Raw genomic sequence first — 21,550 nt, 5'->3', positions numbered from 1 at the left:
GGACTGCCCCGAGAGGGACCCCACGATGAGCGCCTGGCTGTTCACCCGCCTCGACTGGATCATCGCCTGGCGACACCTGCGGATGGGTGACGAGCGCCCCGTGTGGGTCATGCCGCTCATCATCGGGGCCATCTACTTGATGCTCGTGGGCGGCGGCATGGCCTGGTACGCCAGCACCCTCGACGTGGGCGTGGGCCCCGAGGTGATGGGCGGCGGCTACGAGGTCCCCGGCACCGACATGGGGCCCACCCCCTTGCAGCAGTACTACGGGGCGTTCGGAGGCCTCACCCTCGTCATCGGCTTGATGGCGCTGGTGTTCGGGCTCTTGTCGTTCTTCTTCAACCTGCTGCCCACCATCATCACCATGTCCGTGCTCTTGGGCTGCATGGCGCTGGTGGTGGTGCTCAGCCTCATGAGCGGGCTCGAGGGCGACCTTCGCGACAAGATCCTCAACCAAAAGGCCCACATTCGCGTGTCGCGAGCCGACGGCCGCCCGTTCCCCGACTACCTGCCGCTGGCCGATGCCATCGCGCAGGTGCCCGAGGTCGCGGGGGCCAGCCCCTACCTCGAGGGTGAGATCATGGTGCGCAGCGGCCTGAACCGGCAGGGCGCCATCCTCACCGGGATCCTGCCCGACCGGCACACCACCGTGACCAACCTGCCCTCGCTGGTCCGCGAGGGCGACTACGCCTATCTCGACGATCCCGCCGCGATCCCCGATCCCGATCCGCTCGCCGTGATCGACGACAAACCATGGCGGCTGCGACACCTCGAGGGCATCAAGGGCAAGCCCGGCAAGTCCGAGGGCAAGTCCGACGAGGCCGGAGCCAAGGGCGAGAGCCCGGCCGGCAAGCTTCCCAAGGGCGATCCGTTGGGGGCGTTGCCCCGACTGGGAAAGGATCCCCTCCTGCTCGGTCCGTCCGAAGACACCGGCGACGACGGAGGCTGGGAGGATCCCGCGGTGGAGATCCCCAAGCTGCGCGACGAGGGCGTGCTCCCACCGCCACCCCCCTCCGACGACGGTGCCTCCGACGATGCCGCCAACGACGACCAAGAGGACGAGTGGGCGGCCGATGGCTGGGAGGATCCCGAGGTGGAGATCCCCAAGCTACGCCAAGAGGGCGTGCTCCCGCCGGCCCCCGACGGTGGCGACGAGGCGGACGACGGCGGCGAGGGCGAGTCCTCTCCGCCTCGGGACGAGCCCCGCGAGCCCAAGGACGAGCTCGGCTCCTTGGTCGACGATGCCGACGTCGTGCTCGAGCCCGTGCTCGTGGGGCGGGAGCTCTCGATGGAACTCTCGGTGGGCGTGGGTGCACAGGTCCAGCTCATCACCCCCGTGGGTCGCTTGACCCCTGCCGGTCGCATTCCCGGGCAGCTGTGGACCAAGGTCGCGGCCGTGTTCTTCTCGGGCATGTACGAGTACGACCGCAAGAACGTCTACGCCCCGCTGCGCACCGTGCAGAAGTTCCTGCTCGTCGGCGACCGCGTGACCGGCATCGAGATCAAGCTCCACGACATCGAGGCCGTCGATGCCGGCAAGGCCGCCGTGTCGGCCGTCGTCTCCGCGCAGGGGCGCGACGACGAGATCATCGTCGAGGACTGGCGCGACCTCAACCGCAACCTGTTCTCGGCCATGTTCCTCGAGAAGGTCGCCATGTTCATCGCGCTCTTGTTCGTGGTGCTCGTCGCCTCGTTCGGGATCCTGGCCAGCAACCTCATGAGCGTGATGGAGAAGGCCAAGGAGATCGCCATTCTCAAGGCCATGGGCACCCGCGACGCCGGCATCCTGCGGGTGTTCATCGCCGAAGGGCTGTGCGTGGGGATCCTGGGCAGCTTCGGCGGAATCGCGATGGGCCTGGGCCTTTGCTGGGCGCTCGATCGCTTCGGCCTGCCGCTCAACGAGAACGTCTACTACATCGAGAAGCTCCCCGTCGTCGTCAACCCGGTCGAGGTGGCCCTGGTCGGCGTGGCCGCGCTGATCATCGTGTGCTTCTCCAGCCTCTACCCGGCACTGGTCGCCTCACGCCTACGTCCGGTCGACGGCCTGCGCCAGGCGGACTGAGGCGGACCGAGACCACCCACGTCGACACGGGGCGTCGGGCGGGTCACCATGGCGGGCGTGATGCGTTCACGTCCCGCCTCCTTCCTCGCGAGCGTGCTCCTGCTGCTCGCTTGCAACGAACCGGCCAAGGAGGTCTCCCACGGCGGCGAGACCGGATCCACCTCCGGCAGTTCGTCGAGTTCCGGCACTCCCGCCGAATCGACCACGGGCTCGCTCGACACCACCGCCGGCACCGGATCGGCCACCGGCAGCGGCAGCAGCAGCACCTCCGGCGTGCTCGACGGCACCGGTACCAGCGGCAGCAGCAGCGGCCCCGGCGAGAGCAGCAGCAGCGAGAGCACCGGCCCCGTCCCGGTCAACGGCTGCGCCGACGGTGAGCGCGAGGCCTTCGTGGACGAGGTCGCCTACCCCGACATCGCTGCGTGTGCCGGCGGGTGGATGGTGCCCGGCATGTACGCCAACGTGCCCGCCTGCGGTCGCGCCGGCGGTGACGACGGCCCCTTGCCCGCGGGCGCCGGGTGCTCGGTGGAGGATCTGTGCAGCGAGGGCTGGCACGTGTGCGCGGATCGCTTCGAGGTGATGGCGGCCGGCGTCGCCAATTGCAACACCGAGACCTTTGGGAATGCGTTCTTCGCCACCGGCCAGTCGAGCATGGGCGGGCACACTTGCTCCGCCGGGGTCGACGACGTGTTCGGCTGCGGCGACATCGGCTGGGACATGCTCAACGGCTGCGCTCCGCTGAACCGCGACAGTCAAAACCTCTGCAACGCACTACCGGCTCCGTGGGATTGCGGCCCCTCGAGCCTCCTGGAGGCCGACTTCGTGGTGAAGGGGGGCCCCGAGTCCGGCGGCGTACTGTGCTGCCGCAACTGACCCGATGACCACCCCGAGGGGGTAGGGGCCCACCTTGGCAAGGGCGGAGGGATGGCTCGGCCCTCCCGATCCCTTGCCCCGAGCCCGGATCATCCCGGGCCTGCCGCACGTCACAGGCCCCCGCGCATCGCGTTGACACCCCCGCGCGGCCCATTCTAGGGTCTGCCGCCCATGGGCCAGCCCGCCGAATCGGCGCCCGTCCTCGTGCAGGTGCGGGAGATGACCAAGGAGTTCGTGCAAGGGGCCCGCTCGCTGCGGGTCCTCGAAGGCATCGACTTGGTCCTGCACCGCGGCGAGATGGTCGCCATCATCGGCGCCTCCGGGGCCGGCAAGTCCACCCTGCTGCACTGCCTGGGCACGCTCGACCTCCCCACCGACGGCGAGATCCTGTTCGACGGCGTCGACATCGTGCAGCTGCCTCCCCCGCAGCTCGCGCGGTTTCGCAACGAGTCGATCGGCTTCGTGTTCCAGTTCCACCACCTCTTGCCCGAGTTCTCGGCGGTCGAGAACGTGATGATGCCGGCCATGATCGGTCGCGTTCCCCAGCGAGAGGCGCGCGCGCGCGCCGAGGCCATGCTCGAGGCCGTCGGCATGTCGCATCGCCTGCGCCACCGTCCCGGCGAGCTGTCCGGCGGCGAGCAGCAGCGGGTCGCCATCGCCCGTGCGCTCGTCATGCGCCCCAAGCTCCTGCTCGCCGACGAGCCCACCGGCAACCTCGACACGCGCACCAGCGAGGAAGTCCACGCGCTGATGTTCCGGCTCAACGAGGAGCACGGAATCACCATGCTGGTGGTCACCCACAACCTCGACCTGGCGCACCGCTTCCCGCGGGTCATCCGCATGGCCGACGGGCACCTCATCGGAGACACCACGGGGGATCGAGCCAGGGAGGACGATGCGCGCGCCCGCGAGGCCGATGCTGCGGCTGCTCCCTAGCGCGCGCACTCGCGGACCGTCGGGCGCCTGGCTCCCGTGGGGGCTGTGCGCCGCGCTCTGTGGCCTGCTCGTGCTCGTGTGGCCCTCGCTTGGCCGTGCCGCTCCCGCTGCCTCCGCCGCCGGGCCCTCCCTCGTCGCGCACGGCCTGCAGCTGCGGCCGCTGCTCGTGCTCGCCGAGGTCCCCGGCGAGATCTACGGCCAGCCCATCGTCGAGATCCGCTTCGAGGGCAACCGCCGCGTCGAGTCCGAAGCCATGCTCCTCGAGCTCGACAGCTCGGTCGGCGAGCTGGCTACCCGCGGCAAGCTCGCCTCCGACCTGCGTCGCCTGTGGAGCCTGGGCTACTTCGAGGACGTGCGGGTCGAGGGCGAGCTCACCTCGCGCGGCGTGCTGCTCACCTACGTCGTCACCGAGCGCCCGACCATCCGCAAGATCGTCGTGGAGGGCAACGACAAGGTCAAGCTCGACGACATCAACGAGGTGCTCGACCTCGAGAAGAACGAGGTGCTCGACCTCGGCAAGGTCAAGGACAACGTCGAGAAGGTCAAGGTCCTCTACACCGACTCGGGCCTGTTCCTCGCCGACGTGTCCTACGAGCTGCGGCAAGTCCCCGACGAGCCCGGCAAGATCGATCTCGCCATCGTCATCAGCGAGTCCACCGAGGTCATCGTGCGCGGCATCGACTTCGTGGGCAACACCGCCTTCACCGACCGCGAGCTGCGCCGCAACATCGGCACCCGGGTCGGGGGCTATCTGTCCGTCGCGTTCCCCAAGCGGGCGGGCGGCGTGTTCAACCGCGACGCGTTCCAGACCGACTACCAGTTCATCCGCTCGTTCTACGGCGATCGCGGCTATCTCGATGCCAGCCCCAAGGACCCCGAGCTCTCGCTGTCGCCCGACCGTCGCTTCGTCTACCTCACCATCCCCATCGACGAGGGCCCGCAGTACACCATCGGCGAGCTCCGAGCACGCGAGATCCTCGCGCCCGGCGAGGAAGAGCTGTTCTCCGAGGAGGTCCTCGCCGAGTCCATCACCCCCGTCCTCAAGCAGGGCGATGTCGCCTCGCTGGGCAAGGTCCAGCAGATCCGCGAGGACATCGAGCTGCGCTACAAGGACGCCGGCTACGCCAACGTCAACGTCATCAACAATGCCCGGCAGGACAAGGAGACGCTCGAGCTGTTCGCCACCCTCGAGGTCCAGAAGGGCCCGCTGGTCTACATCGAGCGCATCGAGATCTCGGGCAACGAGAAGACGGCCGACAAGGTCATCCGCCGCGAGCTCCTGCTGTCCGAGGGCGACCTCTACTCCGAGACCGGCAAGGAGGAGTCACAGTTCCGGGTGTTGCGCCTGGGCTACTTCTCCAACGTCGACGTGTCCACCTCGCGCGGCTCCGCCGAGGACAAGGTGGTGCTCAACGTCGAGGTCACCGAGCAGCTCACCGGCACCTTCCAGATCGGCGCCGGCTTCTCGACCATCGAGAACTTCGTGCTGCAGGGCCAGGTCAACTACGACAACTTCCTGGGCCGGGGATCCACCGTGTCGGTGGTCGTGCAGTGGTCGAGCCTGCGCCGTCTGTTCAACGTCTCGTACTTCACGCGCTACTTCCTCGACAGCAAGTGGAACTTCGTCCTCAACGTCTTCAACTCGCAGAACATCTTCCCGAGCTTCTCCCGTGAGTCCACCGGCTTTCGGGTCAGCTGGGGCTACCCCATCGTTCGCAACCTGACGGCGTTCCTCGGCTACAACCTCGAGTACGTCACCGTGGGTTTCGGGCTGCCGGGCAGCGTGGCGGGCGTGTTCTCGCCCGGCTCGCTGGTGTCGATCCCGCAGCAGGCCCTCATCAACAACCTGTTCTCCAACGGCCTGACCTCGGCCGTCACCGCGCGGCTGGTGTACGACACGCGCGACAACTTCCTGTTCCCCACGCAGGGGATGTACCACCAGCTCAACACCGAGTTCGCCAGCCGCTACCTCGGCTCGCAGAACGAGTACAACCGCTACCTGCTCGACTCGCGGTTCTACTTCCCGGTGATCAAGAGCAAGCAGGCATTCCGGGCCTGGCTCGTGTTCAAGACCCGCCTGCAGATCGGCTTCATCCACAACAACCTCGACCAGGGCGTGCCGATCTTCGAGCGCTACTTCCCGGGCGGCATCTACGGCGACGGCCAGATCCGCGGCTTCCCGCTGCGCTCGCTCGGCCCGCGGATCCTGGTGGCCAGCTCCCCGGATCCCACCGCCACCCTGTTCCCCTATGGCATCGGCGGCAACCTGCTCACCTCGCTCAATGCCGAGCTCGAGTTCATGATGATCCCGCCCGCCAACATCAAGGGCGTCGTGTTCTTCGACATGGGCAACGCGTTCAACACCGAGCCCCTCTACTGTGCCGAGGCCAACCCGGAGCTGTTGCCCAAGGCCGATCCCTGCCCGGCCGAGATCGGCGGTCGCGAGCGAATCTGGGCCCTGCGAAACCTGAGATACTCGGTGGGCTTCGGGTTCCGCTGGCAGTCGCCGATCGGACCGCTGCGCTTCGAGTGGGGCATTCCGCTCGATCGCCAGCGCGCCACCGACCTGCGACGAGGCGAAGATCCGATCGTCTTCGAGTTCTCGATCGGCAACTCGTTCTAGCCCCACCCGCGGGGTCAGGACGGCGGGGCGCGGCTGGGCCGCTCGGAAGGCGGTGCCCCTTCACGGTGCGATGCCGGCGCGACGGCCTGGAGCCAGGCCTCCGTGGTGCAAGCCGTGACCCGGGCCCTCGTTGGAATGCGACCCTGCGCACGTCGAACGTGGGGCCCTGAATGCTTTCGGGGGCCCAACGTCTGAGGGCGACGCTTGCCGCCCCCAAGGGCCGCCGATAAGGTTCCCGCCGTCATGCCCCGCATGCTTCGCCTCACCCTTGCCGCCGCCGCCTTGCTGACCGTTGCGTCACCCGTCATCGAGGCGGCGGCCGCCGAGGTCCCCGTGCTCGAGCGCATCGCCATCGTCGAGGTGCAGCGATGCATCATGGAGACCAAGGAGGGCAAGCGCGCCAAGAAGGATCTCGAGGATACCTTCGCCAAGGGCCAGGCCCGCATCGATCGCAAGGCCAAGGATCTGCAGAAGCGGCTGACCGATCTGCAGGCCAAGGCGCCCATGCTCTCCCAGGCCGAGCTGATGAAGCGCCAGGAGGAGCTGATGCGCAGCCAGGCCGAGCTCGAGCAGCTCGGCATGGAGCTGCAGCAGGAGGTGATGGAGAAGGAAGCCCTCCTCACCGAGCAGATCTACACCCGTGTGGCGGACATCGTGGAGCAGATCGCCCTGGAGGAGAAGATCCAGGTCGTGCTCGTCCGCTCCGAGATGACCGTGCTCTGGGCCGACCCCAAGCTCGATCTGACCAACCGCGTCATCGTTCGCTACGACAAGCAGCACAAGTGAGCGCCCCGATGGACAAGACCCACCGTTCTCTCCGCACCCTCCTGGCCGGGCTCATGCTCGTGGGGGCGCCGCTGTCGGCCGGCCTCGCCGCCGGGCTCGGCCCGAGCTCCGCCGCGGCCGAGGTCCCCAAGGTCAAGAAGCTCGCGATGGTCGACATGCAGCGCGTGATCAACGAGACCAAGGCCGGCAAGGCGGCCCGGGCCAAGCTCGAGAAGAGCAGCAAGACCAAGCAAGCAAAGTTCGACAAGAAGCGCAGCGCGCTCGAGGCCGAGGCCGCCAAGCTGGGCAGCCTCAGCGGGCAAGAACTCGCCGTTGCCCAGGAGAAGCTGCAGCGCGAGTCGATCGAGCTGCAGAACATGCTCATGGCGCTCGAACAGGAACTCGGCGATCAGCACAACAAGCTGCTCGAGACGATGTACGCCAACGCGCAGACCATCGTCGCCGACCTCGCCAAGGAGATGGGCCTCGACTTGGTGCTGGTGCGTGATCCGATGACCGTCATCTACGCCAAGGACGGCCTGGACATCACCGCCGAGGTCGTGAAGCGATACGACGCCAAGCACCCCAAGTAGGGGCTGGCCATCGGAAGTCCCCGCGTGATCGTCGAGACGGTGGCTGATATGCTCGGCCGCCGTCTCCAGCCATGCTCGACGCCGTCCAGGTCCAACGCATCCTGCCGCATCGCTACCCGTTCCTGTTCATCGATCGGGTGGAATCCGTCGACGAAGCGGCGGAAGGAGGACCCTCCATCGTGGCCATCAAGATGGTCTCGATGAGCGATCCCATCCTCCAGGGCCACTTCCCGGGCAACCCCATCATGCCCGGCGTGGTGCAGGTCGAGGCGATGGCACAGGCAGCCGTGGTGCTCGCCCACCTCGTGGGCCACTTCGATCAGGAGCACCACCACTGCTTGTTCCTGGGCATCGAGAAGGCCCGCTTTCGCGCCCCCGTGGTTCCCGGCGAGCGGCTCGAGATCCGCGTCAAGGCGCTGCGCCTGGGAAGGGTCGGCAAGTTCGAGGGCGAGATCCGGGTGGGGTCGCAGATCAAGAGCAGCGCCACCATCACCGCCGTCATCGAGCCCAAGAGCAACGGGCCCAAGGACGAGGAGCAGGACCGGACATGAGTCGTCGGGGCACGCTGGTCGCCTGGGCGATCGCGACGATGGTTTGCTTCGGCTGCGGAGTGCCCCGTCAGGGGCGTACGCTGCGCGTGGCGTCGCGCGATCTGTCACGGGCCGTGTCCCGCAGTGACGCGGAGGCGATCCGCGAGTTCGTCGTCATGGGGGCGCGGGGGCACGTCGATGTGGACTCGATGTTGACCGGGACCGCCCGACGGAGCTGGGTCAAGGCGCTCGACGAGCCGCTCGAGGTCATCCCCGAAGCGGTGGTCTTCCTTGGCCCCGATCACCCGGTGCGCGTGGTGTGGACCGCCGACGGCTGGCGCTTTGGCGAGGATCCTACCGACGGATATGCGCAGCGGACCCCCCGGCAGGCGCTTGGGGCATTGGTGCGAGCGACCCGCGCAGAGCGCTGGGACGTGCTCTTGCGGCTCGCGCCCCGGCGTTATCGGCTTGGGCTGTCGGAGGAAGATCTCCGTCGGGCCTGGACCGAAGGCGAGCAGGGGGAGGCGCTCCGCGCGGCTCGCGACCGGTTGGCGAGTCATCTTGCGGATCCGATCTTGGCCGATGCGGACGAGGCGGCGCTGGACATGGGGCAGGGGCACGTGGCCCGCTTGGAGCGCGAAGGCGACCACTGGGTGGTCGTCGAGTTCTGAAACCCGCAGTGATCTCGGCGAGGTGACCGAGGCCCCATCGATGGAGCGTGCTTTGCGCGATGTCCCGCGGCGTAGTCGACGTCGTGTCGTTGCCAATTCCGCGACATGGGGATGCGCGCCCCGCCCTTCGACCTGTGTGTGGCCTTGGGACCGGCGCTCACATGCATGGGAGTGACACACAGGTGCGGTGATGTGAAATGTGAGGCTCCTTGCGCGAGAGAACAGCGGCGGTACTCTGATCTCAGTGGTGACGGCGCGCAGCGGCATTTTGCGGCAAGCGGAGGACCCAGAGTCCGGGTCTTCACTTGGGCAAAAAGTCGACTTCGTGGGGGGCATCGCCGAAAATTCAACCATTCGTGCGGGCACCCCCAACGGGCTCGAGCTCGGTCGTCGAGTCGCCGGCTCGGCGACTCGGGTCGAAGTCGAGGCCATCGCGTTGCGTCCAAGCCACTCACGAGGACCACGTATGCCAGCGAACTGGATCACCGAGCGTCCGACCCATCGTCATCGCGTGCCGCGACCCGTCGAGGCTCCCCGCCTCGAGCTTCCGCTGCACGAGCCTGCGTTCGAGCGCGCCAAGCCCAGCCCCGAAGTCGAGTCTGGGGAGCAGGCCCGGCGCGGAGCCGTGGTCGTCGATTTCTACATCTAGCGCCGGTTCGACCGGCCAGCTTCATCCCGGGTTCCGCCCGGGACTCCGCGAGAGAGGGACGCCCCGTGGGCGTCCCTCTCTTTGCGTGGGCGTCCCGGCCCCACGTTTTCGATGCCTCCTTTTGAGGCCGCGCGAGCGCTGGTAGCGTGAGGGCGTGCACGACGTTGGTGACTCCACGCAGGTTCAACCCGAGGCGCTCCAAGTTCGGCACCAGGGGTATCGACTGCAGGTACTGAGCGGCGAGCTACGCGGTCGAGAAATCGAGGTGCAGACCGATCGCGTGGTGATCGGCAAGTCCCGCCAGTGCGACGTGGTGCTGCCCGACGAGTCGGTGAGTCGACAGCACGTGGAGATCAAGCGCGAAGGGGACACCTATCGCGTGATCGATCGGGGCTCGACCAACGGTAGCTTCATCGGCAACGCGCGCATCACCGACGCGTTCCTCAAGCCAGGCGACGTGCTCGGCGTCGGCAAGGTTCAGCTGCGCTTCCTGCCTCGTGATGCGCGGGCCGAGATCCTGCCAAGCGATCAGGAGCGCTTTGGCGAGGTGCTCGGACGCAGCCTGGCGATGCGGAAGATCTTCGGGGTCCTCGAGCGCGTGGCCCCCACGGAGGTGACCATCCTGCTCGAGGGCGAGACGGGAACGGGCAAGGATCTGGTGGCGCGAGCCGTACACCAGGCCTCGGCGCGCGCCACTGGGCCGTTCGTCGTGGTCGACTGCGGGGCCGTGGCTCCCGAGCTCATCGAAGGCGAGCTGTTTGGCCGCGAGGAGGGCGGTGAGACTCGACCTGGGGCGTTCGAGCTCGCCGATGGCGGCACGGTGTTCCTCGACGAGATCGGAGAGCTTCCCAAGGATCTGCAGCCCAAGCTGCTGCGGGTGATCGAGAACCATCGCTTGCGGCGGGTCGGGGGAACCGAGGAACTCACCGTCGACATCCGCGTGATTGCGGCGACCGACCGGCAGCTCCGCGATCAGGTGGAGTCGGGTGACTTCCGCGAGGACCTGTACTTTCGGCTGGCGGTCGTCAATCCGGTGCTGCCCCCCCTACGCGAGCGTCGCGAGGACATCCCCGTGCTCATCGAGCACTTCTCGCGCCGGCTGCCGCCGGGAATGTGGAAGGCACCGGGCCCGGAGGCGATGGCACGCCTGGTTGGCTACGAGTGGCCGGGCAACGTCCGGGAACTGCGCAACGTGGTCGAGCGCAGCGCCTATTTGTCGCCGGACGGTGTCATCGATCTCATCGCCACGGGTCGGCGGAGCAGCGGACCCGGCGACCCCGTCGAGTTCGATCCCACGCTCACGTTCCGGGAGCAGAAGGAGCGGGCCATCGAGCTGTTCGAGGAGGCCTACTTGCAGTGGTTGCTGCAGCGAGCCGAGGGCAACATCTCGAGGGCGGCGCGCGAGGCCGACATGGATCGCAAGTATCTGCACAAACTGCTGCGCCGCTATGGCATCGAGGCCAAGCAGTTCGGCCGCAGTAGCGCGTCGCGCCGCTCGGGTTCCCCCTCGGGGGCGGACTAGGCGGTCGTCGCCTGGGCGGTCGAGCGCGTGCGCCAAGTGCGCAATATGAGCGCTCGGTGGGGCGGAGCTACCATGGGGCGCGATGACGGACGGTGACGTGCCGAGCTTCCTCCCGGGCGCGTGGGTACACGCGCGTGGAGTGATCGGGCTACGGCATCCGCAGGTGATGGCGATCATCAACGCCACGCCGGACTCTTTCTTCGATGGGGGGCGCCTGCACGACGGGCTGACGACGCGTGTCGATGCCGCGCTGGAGCACGCTCGACGCTGCGTGGCGCACGGAGCCGACATCCTCGACGTTGGAGGCGAGTCGACCCGACCCGGTGCACCAGCGGTGGATCCCAAGGAGGAGCGCGTTCGGGTGGTGACGTTGCTCGAAGCCCTGCGCAGCGATCCTGCGTTCGATGACGTGCCGATCAGCATCGATACGCGGCGCGCTTCGGTGGCCGAGGCGGCATTGAAGGCGGGGGCGAGCATCGTCAACGACGTGAGCGGTCTGGCCGACCCCGGGATGATCGAGCTGGTGGCGCGCGAGGGAGCGGGTCTCGTCATCGGGCACCTGCGGGGAGAGCCACGCACGATGCAGCGCGAGATCCAGTTCGCCCACGTGCTGCGTGAGGTGACCGATGAGCTGGCGGCGCGCGTCGACGCGGCGGTTGCCGGTGGCGTGGAGCGCCCGCGAATCGTGGTCGATCCTGGCATCGGCTTTGGCAAGACGGCCGAGCAGAGCGCGGCGCTGGTTGCCGCCTCGGGGTGGCTGCGCCAGGCAACCGGGTGCCCGGTGCTCATCGGGGCGAGCCGCAAGAGCTTCTTGGCTGCGATCACCGGAGGCTTCACCGGCGATCGGCTGGCTGGGAGCCTCGCGGCGGCCCTGGTGGCGGTGGAGCGTGGTGCGAGCGTGCTGCGGGTGCACGACGTGGGGGAGACGGTGCAGGCGCTCGTGGTCGCTCGCTCGATTCGGCGCGCCTTCGAGACCCTGGCCGAGGGGCGCGCTCCCCGGGAGGCGCTGCATTGAACCCCGCCGAGATGATTTCGGCGTTCACGTGGCGCGACGGCCTGGACTTCGGCCTGCTGTTCCTCATCGCGTACGGGCTGTTGCGGGTGGTGCAGGGGACCCGCGCGGTGCCGGTCCTGGTCGCGGTTGCGTCGTTCGGCGTGCTGGCGTGGGTGGTCCAGGCTCTCGACTTGATCGCGGTGGCGAGCCTTTTGCGGTACGCGTTCGAGTCGGCGATCTTGGTGGTGATCGTGGTGTTCCAGCAGGAGCTGCGGCGTGCGCTGCTCTACGTGGGGCAGCGGCTGCTGCCGGCGGGTCGACGCGAGGCGGCGGAGTCGGCCGTGGGGGAGCTGGTGGCGGGGCTCGAGCGGCTCAAGCGGGCGCGCGTCGGAGCGTTGGTCATCCTGCAGGGCGAGATCGACATCCTGTCGGTGGCAACGCATCGTGGGGCCGTCATCGACGCGCCGCTGCGCTCGGAGACGCTGGTGGCGCTGGCGGCCCCGCACGCGGTCAACACGGCGCACGACGGGGCGATCCTCGTCCAGGACTTTCGCATCGCGCGAGCGGGGATCATTTGCCCGTTGACCGAGCAGCATCTCGATCCTCGCTTTGGTACCCGTCACCGCGCCGCGATCGGGAGCACCGAGGAGACGGATGCGTTGGCCCTGGTGGTGAGCGAGGAGCGCGGGGAGCTGCGCCTGGTCCAGCACGGCAAGATGTCCGAGGCGCTGCGGGTCAGTGAGATCGAGGCGAGAATCACCGCGTGGCTCACCGCTCCCAAGCAGGCGATGCGGGCGTCGTCGAGCACGGGGGAGAGCCGCTTGGATCCGAGCCAGGGGGACTCGCGGGCCGATGCCTCGCGCATCGACCTCGAGCGCAGCGCGATCCTGCGGGCGGGCGAGCCCGGGGAGGGGAGCGGGCGGGTCGAGCGCTCGACCAAGTCCACGCCGCTGTCGACCAGCGGGGTGCGGGTGGGAGCGAAGAAGGCATGAGTCCGTCGGACACGGCGAGCGAGCGCCCGTCGCCGCTGCGCATCGTGGGCGAGCTGCTGTTTCGCAACTGGGGCCTCAAGGCGATCGCCCTGGTGCTGGCGGCGATCATGTTCGTGTCCACGCGCGACGAGGTGACGCGGGTGTTCACGGTGCCGCTCAAGGTGGTCGAGGATCCGGACCGGGTGCTGCTGACCGAGCTGCCCGAGACGATCCAGGTGCAGGCGCGAGGCCCCTGGACTCGGATCAATCGGTTGCAGGACTACGACTTCGGCGTGGCGACCCTGAACCTCGAGGACGCGGGACCGGGGCCGCTGGAGGTCGATCGCGCGGCGATCGTGATGCCCTCGGGGGTGGTGCTGGCCGGGATCCAGTACGACCACGTGGATCTCCGCTTCGACGAGGTGGTGGAGCCGGAGATCGTGGTGGAGCCGGTCGTCGAAGGCGTGCCTGCACCCGACTACGAGCTGGTGCGGGTGGAGGTCACGCCCACTCGATGGCGCGTGCGGGGCGGGGAGTCGTTCGTGCGCAAGGTGGAGACGCTGTCCACGGAGCCGCTCGATCTGGAGGGCGCCGACCACGACGTGGAGGTGCGACGGGCCCTGCAAGTGCCTCCGGAGGGGGTGGTGTTGGTGGGCGCGGATGTGCAAGAGCCCATGGTCACGGTGCGGGCGATCATCAACGCGCGGCAAGAGACGCGCCGCATCGTCGTGCCCGTGGTGGTGCCGCAGGGACTCGATCCGACCGGCGTGATTCCGCGAACGTACGAGGTGCGGCTGCAGGGGCCGGTGCCCGACTTCCGGGTGCTGGACGGGCTCGTGGGGTCGATCCCGGTGCAGACCACGGTCACCAAGGTCGAGGGAGAGGGCGCCGGGGGGGGCGTGGTCGAGGTGCGCTTTGGCTGGGCCGAAGGCGTGCCGCAGGACTTGCGGGAGCGACTCGAGTTCGAGCATGCGACGGAGCGGATCGAGCTTCCGACGCCACCTCCCCCTCCTCCGACGCTCGATCAGCCGGACCCGTAGCGCCCCCGCGGCCCCGCGCAGCGCCCCGTGGGCGTGGCGGAGGACGGCTCAGGCCCGTGAGCGTGGCGGAGGACGGCTCAGGCCCGTGGGCGTTCCGGAAGGACGGTTGAGCCCGCCGGACGTCGGCGGTAGATCCAGATCACATGGCCAGCGCGCGCCGATTCTTTGGGACCGACGGCATTCGGGGCGAGGCCAACACCGCCCCGATGACCCCCGAGGTCGCGTTGCGGGTGGGAATGGCCGTGGCCGCCCACTTCGGGCGCGATGGCACGATCGTGGTGGGCAAGGACACGCGCTTGTCCGGGTACCTGCTCGAGAGCGCGCTGGCCTCGGGGCTGTGTGCGTTGGGGGCGGACGTGACGTTCGTGGGCCCGCTGCCGACCCCCGGGATCGCGTACATCACCCAGTCGCTGCGGGCGTCGGCCGGGGTGGTGATCTCGGCGAGCCACAACCACTTTGCCGACAACGGCATCAAGCTGTTTGCGGGCGACGGCTACAAGCTACCCGACGAGGTGGAGGCGCATCTCGAGGTGCTGATGGATGCCGATCTCGACGATCGCCGGGCGCGGGGCTCGGAGATCGGGCGGGCCTTTCGACTCGACGATGCAGGGGGCCGGTACCTCACTCGGGTCAAGCAGGCATTTTCGTCGCACGATGATCTCGACGGGTTCAAGATCGTGGTGGATTGCGCTCACGGGGCGGCCTACCGGGTGGCGCCCACGATGCTGCGGGAGCTGGGGGCCGACGTGGTGGCGCTGGGCTGCGAGCCCGATGGCACCAACATCAATGCGGGCTACGGGGCCATGCACCCCGAGCGGATCCAAGCGGCGGTGCGCGAGCACGGGGCCGACCTGGGGCTGGCGCTCGATGGCGATGCCGACCGGGCGGTGATGTGCGACGAGCGTGGTGAGGTGGTCGATGGCGACGCGATCATGTGCATGTGCGCGCGGGACATGGCGCTGCGAGGACAGCTGCGGGGCGGGGCAGTGGTGGCCACGGTGATGTCGAACCTGGGGCTCGAGCGTGCGCTCGAGGAGGTGGGCATTGGGCTGGTGCGCACGCCGGTGGGGGACCGCTACGTGGTGGAGGCGATGCGGGCCGGGGGCTACAACCTGGGCGGCGAGCAGTCGGGGCACCTGGTGTTCCTCGACCATGCGACGACGGGGGACGGGCTGGTGGCGGCGCTGCAGGTGCTGACGATCATGCGCAGCACGGAGAGTCCGTTGTCACGGCTGGCGGCGGTGATGATCCGCTATCCGCAGGTCACGACGAGCATCAAGGTGGGGCGCCGTACTCCGATCGATCGCTTGCCGAAGGTGAGCCGGGTGATCCGCGAGGTGGAAGCCGAGCTCGGGGACGACGGGCGAGTGCTGGTGCGCTACTCGGGCACGGAGAACAAGCTGCGGGTGATGGTGGAAGCGGCCGACGAGGCGGGCATCGAGCCGCGGATCGGGCGGATCCTGAGCGCGGCCCGCGAAGAACTCGGCGAGCCGACATGAGGCAGTACCGACATGAGGGCAGGACCGACATGAGGGCAGTACCGACATGAGGACGCCACCAGTATGAGCGTGATCGGAGTCGGGATCGATCTGTGTGCGGTGGACCGCATGCGGCGGGCGATCGAGCGCCATGGCGAGCGGTTCACGCGGCGGATCTTCACCGAGCAGGAGGCGGCCTACTGCATGGAGCGGGGGCGACCGTGGGAGTCGCTGGCGGGGCGCTTTGCCGTGAAGGAGGCCACCAGCAAGGCGCTGGGGGCTCCGCTGGGGATCGGCTGGCACGACGTGGAGGTGATTCCGGCGCGCTCGGGTGAGTACGGACCGACGGTGGTGCTGCGCGGGGTGGCGCAGCGGGTGGCGCAGGCTCGTGGGGTGCGAACGATGCAGATCAGCATCACCCATGCGGCCGGGATGGCGGCGGCGGTGGCGGTGGCTTCGACATGAGCGCAACAGGAATCGAAGCGGGGGGGCCGGGGCGGTGGCGGTCGGAGCTGTGGACCGCGGCGACGTCGGCGAGCAGCGACCGCTACACGATGGACGATCGAGGCATGCCTTCGCCGCTGCTGATGGAGCGCGCGGCGCTGTGTGTGAGCCAGGAGGTCGTTGCGCTGGCGATGGCCGAGGGGCGTGCGGTCGGTGTGTTGGTGGGCCCGGGCAACAACGGGGGTGATGGGCTGGCGGTGGCGCGGCAGCTCCATGGCTGGGGGGTCTCGGTGGCGGCGTGGCTCTTGGCCGAGCGGTACAACCCGGCGGTGGCGGAGCAGCTCCGGCTGTGTCGGGCGTATGGGGTGACGGTGCACGAGGGGATGGCCGCCGACGAGGAGGCGGGTCGGCTGTGGGTGGATGCGCTGCTGGGCACGGGCAGCCGGGGAGCGCCGCGCGGCCGCATTGGCGTGGCGCTGCGGTGGCTACGGGCTCGTGCAGGGCCGTGCGTGGCGATCGATCTGCCGACGGGGGTCGATCCGGACACGGGCGCGGTGGCGGAGGACGCGGTTCGAGCGAGGTGCACGGTGACCTTTGGTCGGAGCAAGCCCGGGCTCCACGTGACACCCGGGCGACACCATGCGGGGCGGGTGGTGGTGGCCGACATCGGGTTGCTGCCGCCTCCGGGGCTCGACGATCGGCTGCGGCTGCTGGACCCGGAGGACGTGGCCGCCGCGTTGCGCGGACTGCCGGCCGGCGCCCACAAGGGAGAGCGCGGGCACCTGGGCATCGTGGGGGGGAGCCCGGGGACGACGGGAGCGGCGCTGCTGGCCGGGGTGGCGGGACTCCGCGGGGGGGCGGGGTTGGTGACGGTGGCGAGCCCGGATCCGACGTTGGCCACGGTGCTGCTCGCGGTGCGGCCCGAGCTGATGACGGCGTCGATGCAGAGCGAGCCGGCACGGCTGCTGCCGCGAGCACGGGCGCTGGTGGTGGGGCCGGGGCTGACCGATGCGGCCAGCCAGGCGATGCTGCCGCGGCTGTTCGTGGAGGATCCGCGGCCGGCGCTGTGGGATGCGAGCGCGCTCGACCTCCTGCCGGTGTTGGGGGGAGATCCAGCGGGGCCGCGGGTGATCACGCCGCACCCGGGTGAGGCCGGTCGGCTGCTGCGGCGGCTGGCGCCGGATGAAGGGTGGACCGGCACCATGGTGCAAGGGCGAAGGATCGAGGCGGCGCGTCGGCTGGCGGTGGCGACGAAGGCGGTGGTGGTGCTCAAGGGAGAGGGGAGCCTCGTCGCGACGCCCGAGGGGGCGGTGGCGGTGGCGGTGAGCGGAGGGCCTGCGTTGGCGACGGCGGGCTCGGGGGACGTGCTCGCGGGGCTGGGGGGGGCGTTGCTGGCTCGAGGGCTGCCGCCGAGCGTGGCGGCGGAGGTGGCGGTGCACGTGCATGGGGTGGCGGGCGAGCGGCTCGGCGAGGCAGCGGGGGCCGTGGCGCTCGACGTGGCCGAGGCGCTGCCGTCGGCGCTGCGAGCGGTGATGGACGCTCCGGATCATCCGCGGTGGCCCGCGCTACGACGCGGATGAGGCGAGGGCGCTACCGTGAGGACACCGAGATCGCATCGCTGCTGGAGTGACCGACGAGGGGACGGGCGGCGCGGGGCAGCAGCTGCTCCATCTGCCACGCGTGCAGGGCCAGGCGGCGCTCGGCGTCGCGCAGGCCGTCACGGGTCCTCGCGAGCAGCAGCGGAGGCACCACGATCGCGGTGACGGTGGCGGCGATGAGGAACACCAGCGTGGCGAGGCGGGGGAGCTCCGCCAGGTGAGGGGCGATGAGGATCTGGCCGTCGACGAACTGGTAGGAGTCGGGCAGCCAGCCCAGGGCCTCGCCGAGCAGGGGCAGGAGCACGGCGGCGGCCGCGGCGGCGAGGTAGAGGCTGCGGCGGCGGTTGGGGGCGTGCACGATGACGGCCGCGGTGTTGGTGGCCGCCAGGCCGGGGACGAGCACGAGGGGGCCGAGCAGGCGGCCGAGGAACATCAGCGCACAGATCCCGGCCACGAACGAGGCGGGACGCGACCAGGCCTCGGGGCGCGGGTGCGTGGCGGCGACGAGGCTGAGCACGAGCGCCAGGATCACGCAGCCGACCATGGCACCGAGGGTGATCCAGCTGCGCACGCCCATCCAGAACAAGAACGGCAAGAACAGCAGCCACGCCGAGTAGCCGATGGCGGCTCCGCGCGCCGCGACGCGCTCGGCGGCGCGCTCGTTGTGGAGCAGGTTCTCGGCGGCGGCCTTCGGGAGGGTGGGGGGGGGCTCGAGCAGGAGGTGCACGAAGGTGCTGCGTGCCTGCTCGTCGTTGGGATCGAGGGCCAGGGCGCGGCTGGCGTGCTCGAGCGCGCGGCTGCGGGCTTGCAGGTCACCGGAGTTGAGCGCGTCCTTGGCCGCGGCCTCGGCCCGGGTGGCCCAGCGCCGGGCCAGCCCGCGGCGCATGCTGAGGTCGCGATCGCCGTCGAGGAACGCCTCGATCGCCTCGGCGAGCGCGCGGGCGCTGTCGTAGCGGGCCTCGGGATCATCGGCGGTGGCACGCACACAGATCGCCTCGAGCTCGGGGGGGACCTCGCGATCGGGGTAGCGCTCGCATGCGCGGGCATCGGCGCCACGAATGGTGGAGCCGAGCTTGCGCTGGATCGGGCCGGGCGGATGCAGGGGCTCGAAGGTGAGCAGTTCGAACAGGATTGCGCCGAGCGCATAGATGTCGGCGCGGGCGTCGAGGGGGCGGCCGCCGCCGTCGATCTGCTCGGGGGCCATGTAGCCGGGCGTGCCCATCAGCTCGCCGGCGGCGGTGCGGCCGTCGCTGGCGTCGTCGAGGGTCGTGCCGTAGAAGTCTCCATCCTCGGGCGCGGGAGCGAGATCGTGGTCCTCGTCGAGCAGCTTGGCCAGGCCCCAGTCGAGCACGTAGACCTCGCCGAAGCGGCCGAGCATGATGTTGGCGGGCTTGAGGTCACGGTGCAGCACGCCGCTTTGGTGGACGTAGTCGACGGCCAGGCACACGCGGGCGAACGCCTCGAGCAAGCGGCGTCGCGAGTAGCGCTCGCTCGTCTCGGGGTCGCCCCATCGCAGCGCGGAGATGATGTCCTCGAGGGTCATCCCCGAGACGCGCTTCATGGTGAAGTAGGGGCGACCGTCGGCGGTCTGGGCCAGGTCGTAGACGGGGACGACGGCGGGGTGCTCGAGCTGGCCCTGGATCCGGGCCTCTCGCATGAACCGCATGCGCGAGCGCGGGCGATGGGCGCGGTTGTGACGGATGACCTTGAGGGCGACCTTGCGGCCCACGAATTGATCGCGGGCGAGTCGAACTTCGCCCATGCCCCCGCGCCCGAGCAGGCCCTGGTCGGTGTAGCGGTTGCCGAAGCCCTGCGGTGGGTGCTCGTCGTCGGGCTCGGACGAGGGCTCGTCGAGCTCACCGCCGTCGACGGAGGATGCAGACACCAGGGTCGGCGCTGCGCCGAGGTCGACGATGGGGATGAGACCCGAGTCGGTGATGGGCTGGGAGAGCGAAGCGCCCAGCGGCGCGCGGAGGTGCGAGCCGGAGCTCGCGCCGGCCTGCGGCGGGCTCACGGGGGGGCGGTCGTCGTCCTCGCCGGACATGGCCGGAGCTTACCGGAGCAGGGACGCGGCGGGGCTCGGTCTAGTCGCGCGTGGGATCCCCGTCCCCCGAGTCCGGCTCCGTCCCGCCGTCGCCTTCCCCTTGATCGGGAAACGGCGGGTCGAACTCGGGTCGCACGTTGGGGTCGTTGTTCTGCTCCTGGGTCCCCGAGTCGGTGGTGAACGCGGCCCGCGTCCCGGTGGAATCCCCGCAGCGATAGGCCCAGGCCCCCGGAACCCCGGTGGTCAGGCACAGTCGTCCGCTGAGGGGAACCCGCAGAGGGCCCTGGTTGTCCCCGTCCCGCACGTGGGGGATGACCTGATCGTCGGGGCCTTGCTCGAACCGCAGCGCCCCGTTCTTCCACTCGGGGGGGGCGACGCGGCGCACCGACAGAGCACGCTCGCTTCGTCGGTCGCCGACGAGCTCGTCCTTGGTGTCGATCGCCCACACGGCCTCGTCGTCGAGCGGCATGAAGGTCAGCTCCCTGCCGACGGTGTGGCCGTCGATCCGACCCTCGCCGATGGTGGCATGCGAGCCGTGGCGCACACCCACTGCCCACAGGCGGGTGACCTCGCCGAATACGTCGGTGACGCGCCCGGGGACGGCCGCGAGGTGCCAGCCGGCTTCCTCGCTGCCGAGCGGCGTGATCTGCTGATGCCGGGGATCGTAGGCGTAGACGAAGCTGTCGGTGGAGCCCACGGTGTACTCGGCGAAGAGCATGCCGTCGGCCCCGAACCCGGCCAGCGCATGGTTGCTCGCGTTGCGCGAGGGCTCGGCGCCCGTGCCGAGGCGGTTGGTGTTGCGGACGATGCACGAGCTCTGCGTCAGCAGCTGGCGCACGGCCAGCGAGCCCGAGGGCGTGCGGTAGGCGAGCTGCTCGCCGCTGGGAGAGATCGCATGCAGACCGGGGACCTCCTCGACGGCACGCCGGTCGTTGCGCTCGCGGCTGCTGATCAGCTCGCCGGTGAAGGCATCGAGGAGCTCTCGGTTCCCCACGTCGAAGACCATCACGGAGGCGTCGACTCCGGTGCCGGCCGACAGCACCACGGTTGCGTCGCCCGGTCCGAACACGACGCTCTGGATGTCGCCGGTCGCCACGCGGTAGGGACGCTCGGGGTCGGCCTCGACGTCGACGACGTATACGGTCTGCGTGCCGTCGGCATGGAGCACTCGCACGGCCACCCAGCGCTCGCCCACCGCGGCCAGCCGCAGCGAGTCGCCGAGGTCGGGCGCGATCGGAGAGGCCACCTGCTTGGTCGGCCGGTACACGCCCAGCCGTCCCTCGCGATCGCGGACCACGAGCAGCTCGCTGTCGCGCAGGCCGATCACGAGCTGGGCTGGGCCCTGGGTGGGATCGACGTAGGTCTTGTTCTTGCTGACCCGACGGCCGGCATCGTCGAACTCGTAGGTCCACACGGTGCCTCCTCGCTGGTCGATCCCGACCAGGAAGTGGCCGCCGGTGGTCAGCATCACCTGGCTGCCGGGCGACAGCTCGGGGAGCATCAGCTTGTCGAGCTGGCACTCACCGTCGTCGTCGCACAGATTGCGGAGCACGAAGGCGCCGTTGTCGGAGTCGGGGTCCTTCATCGCGATCGCGGCGATGGGCCCCTCGAATGCGCGCACCACCGTGTTGTCGGCCGCGTCACCCGGTTCGAAGGCCCCGCAAGGGACCATGGGGTCGGCGACGCAGGCAGCAGGACCAAGTCCCACTGCGAGGGCGATCATCAGCAGTGATCGCAGCTTACGCACAAACCCCACA

18 protein-coding genes are annotated in these 21,550 nt (G+C 69.6%); 16 read left to right on the top strand and 2 right to left on the bottom strand.

The annotated features are described in order from the left end of the window. Positions 1-25: 25 nt before the first annotated feature. The 16 genes from OEB96_RS28560 (at position 26) to OEB96_RS28485 (ending at position 17,731) form a co-directional block, all read left to right on the top strand. Positions 26-2,062 (top strand): FtsX-like permease family protein, encoded by a 2,037-nt coding sequence (locus tag OEB96_RS28560; RefSeq protein WP_266219933.1) that lies wholly within the window; start codon positions 26-28, stop codon positions 2,060-2,062. 60 nt (positions 2,063-2,122) lie between these two features. Next, a complete protein-coding gene (locus OEB96_RS28555) occupies positions 2,123-2,935 on the top strand; it encodes a hypothetical protein (RefSeq protein WP_266219932.1) in 813 nt (270 codons plus the stop codon). Between the two features lie 171 nt (positions 2,936-3,106). Then, positions 3,107-3,871, top strand: a complete 765-nt coding sequence (locus OEB96_RS28550) for an ABC transporter ATP-binding protein (protein ID WP_407674685.1) — start codon at positions 3,107-3,109, stop codon at positions 3,869-3,871. Beyond that, positions 3,831-6,494 carry an outer membrane protein assembly factor BamA gene (gene bamA / locus OEB96_RS28545; protein ID WP_266219931.1) on the top strand — a complete coding sequence of 888 codons (2,664 nt, stop codon included), beginning with the start codon at positions 3,831-3,833 and terminating at the stop codon, positions 6,492-6,494. The genes OEB96_RS28550 and bamA overlap by 41 nt, the downstream gene beginning before the upstream one ends. A gap of 243 nt (positions 6,495-6,737) precedes the next feature. After that, positions 6,738-7,280: an OmpH family outer membrane protein gene (locus OEB96_RS28540; protein ID WP_266219930.1), complete on the top strand. Its 543-nt coding sequence runs from the start codon at positions 6,738-6,740 to the stop codon at positions 7,278-7,280. Between the two features lie 8 nt (positions 7,281-7,288). Then, positions 7,289-7,852: an OmpH family outer membrane protein gene (locus OEB96_RS28535; protein WP_266219929.1), complete on the top strand. Its 564-nt coding sequence runs from the start codon at positions 7,289-7,291 to the stop codon at positions 7,850-7,852. 71 nt (positions 7,853-7,923) lie between these two features. Beyond that, on the top strand, positions 7,924-8,403 hold the full coding sequence (fabZ, locus tag OEB96_RS28530; protein WP_266219928.1) for a 3-hydroxyacyl-ACP dehydratase FabZ: 480 nt from the start codon (positions 7,924-7,926) through the stop codon (positions 8,401-8,403). Next, the gene (locus OEB96_RS28525) at positions 8,400-9,053 is read left to right on the top strand and encodes a hypothetical protein (protein WP_266219927.1); all 654 of its coding nucleotides are present in this window, start codon (positions 8,400-8,402) and stop codon (positions 9,051-9,053) included. Before fabZ ends, OEB96_RS28525 begins: the two co-directional genes overlap by 4 nt. Positions 9,054-9,564: 511 nt before the next feature. Continuing rightward, positions 9,565-9,702 (top strand): hypothetical protein, encoded by a 138-nt coding sequence (locus OEB96_RS28520; protein WP_266219926.1) that lies wholly within the window; start codon positions 9,565-9,567, stop codon positions 9,700-9,702. 154 nt (positions 9,703-9,856) lie between these two features. Continuing rightward, entirely contained in the window at positions 9,857-11,224 is a 1,368-nt protein-coding gene (locus tag OEB96_RS28515) for a sigma-54 interaction domain-containing protein (protein ID WP_266219925.1), read from the top strand. A gap of 82 nt (positions 11,225-11,306) precedes the next feature. Then, positions 11,307-12,239: a dihydropteroate synthase gene (gene folP, locus OEB96_RS28510; protein ID WP_266219924.1), complete on the top strand. Its 933-nt coding sequence runs from the start codon at positions 11,307-11,309 to the stop codon at positions 12,237-12,239. Further along, entirely contained in the window at positions 12,236-13,210 is a 975-nt protein-coding gene (locus tag OEB96_RS28505) for a diadenylate cyclase (RefSeq protein WP_266219923.1), read from the top strand. The genes folP and OEB96_RS28505 overlap by 4 nt, the downstream gene beginning before the upstream one ends. Beyond that, the gene (locus OEB96_RS28500; RefSeq protein ID WP_266219922.1) at positions 13,207-14,229 is read left to right on the top strand and encodes a CdaR family protein; all 1,023 of its coding nucleotides are present in this window, start codon (positions 13,207-13,209) and stop codon (positions 14,227-14,229) included. The genes OEB96_RS28505 and OEB96_RS28500 overlap by 4 nt, the downstream gene beginning before the upstream one ends. A 143-nt stretch (positions 14,230-14,372) precedes the next feature. Further along, on the top strand, positions 14,373-15,728 hold the full coding sequence (gene glmM / locus OEB96_RS28495; protein WP_266219921.1) for a phosphoglucosamine mutase: 1,356 nt from the start codon (positions 14,373-14,375) through the stop codon (positions 15,726-15,728). A 63-nt stretch (positions 15,729-15,791) separates the two neighbouring features. Next, the gene (locus OEB96_RS28490) at positions 15,792-16,172 is read left to right on the top strand and encodes a holo-ACP synthase (protein WP_266219920.1); all 381 of its coding nucleotides are present in this window, start codon (positions 15,792-15,794) and stop codon (positions 16,170-16,172) included. Continuing rightward, a complete protein-coding gene (locus OEB96_RS28485; protein WP_266219919.1) occupies positions 16,169-17,731 on the top strand; it encodes an NAD(P)H-hydrate dehydratase in 1,563 nt (520 codons plus the stop codon). Before OEB96_RS28490 ends, OEB96_RS28485 begins: the two co-directional genes overlap by 4 nt. Before the next feature lie 10 nt (positions 17,732-17,741). On the opposite strand, the gene OEB96_RS28480 is transcribed toward OEB96_RS28485, so the two are convergent. Together OEB96_RS28480 and OEB96_RS28475 are read right to left on the bottom strand one after the other, a co-directional pair. Continuing rightward, entirely contained in the window at positions 17,742-19,793 is a 2,052-nt protein-coding gene (locus OEB96_RS28480; protein ID WP_266219918.1) for a serine/threonine-protein kinase, read from the bottom strand. A gap of 40 nt (positions 19,794-19,833) precedes the next feature. Continuing rightward, the gene (locus OEB96_RS28475; protein ID WP_266219917.1) at positions 19,834-21,516 is read right to left on the bottom strand and encodes a hypothetical protein; all 1,683 of its coding nucleotides are present in this window, start codon (positions 21,514-21,516) and stop codon (positions 19,834-19,836) included. Positions 21,517-21,550: the final 34 nt, after the last annotated feature.

This window comes from Paraliomyxa miuraensis (genome assembly GCF_026337845.1).
Taxonomy (GTDB): domain Bacteria; phylum Myxococcota_A; class Polyangia; order Nannocystales; family Nannocystaceae; genus Paraliomyxa; species Paraliomyxa miuraensis.
The sequence above is the reverse complement of the archived record's forward strand: the minus strand, read 5'-3'. Positions and strand labels throughout refer to the sequence as shown.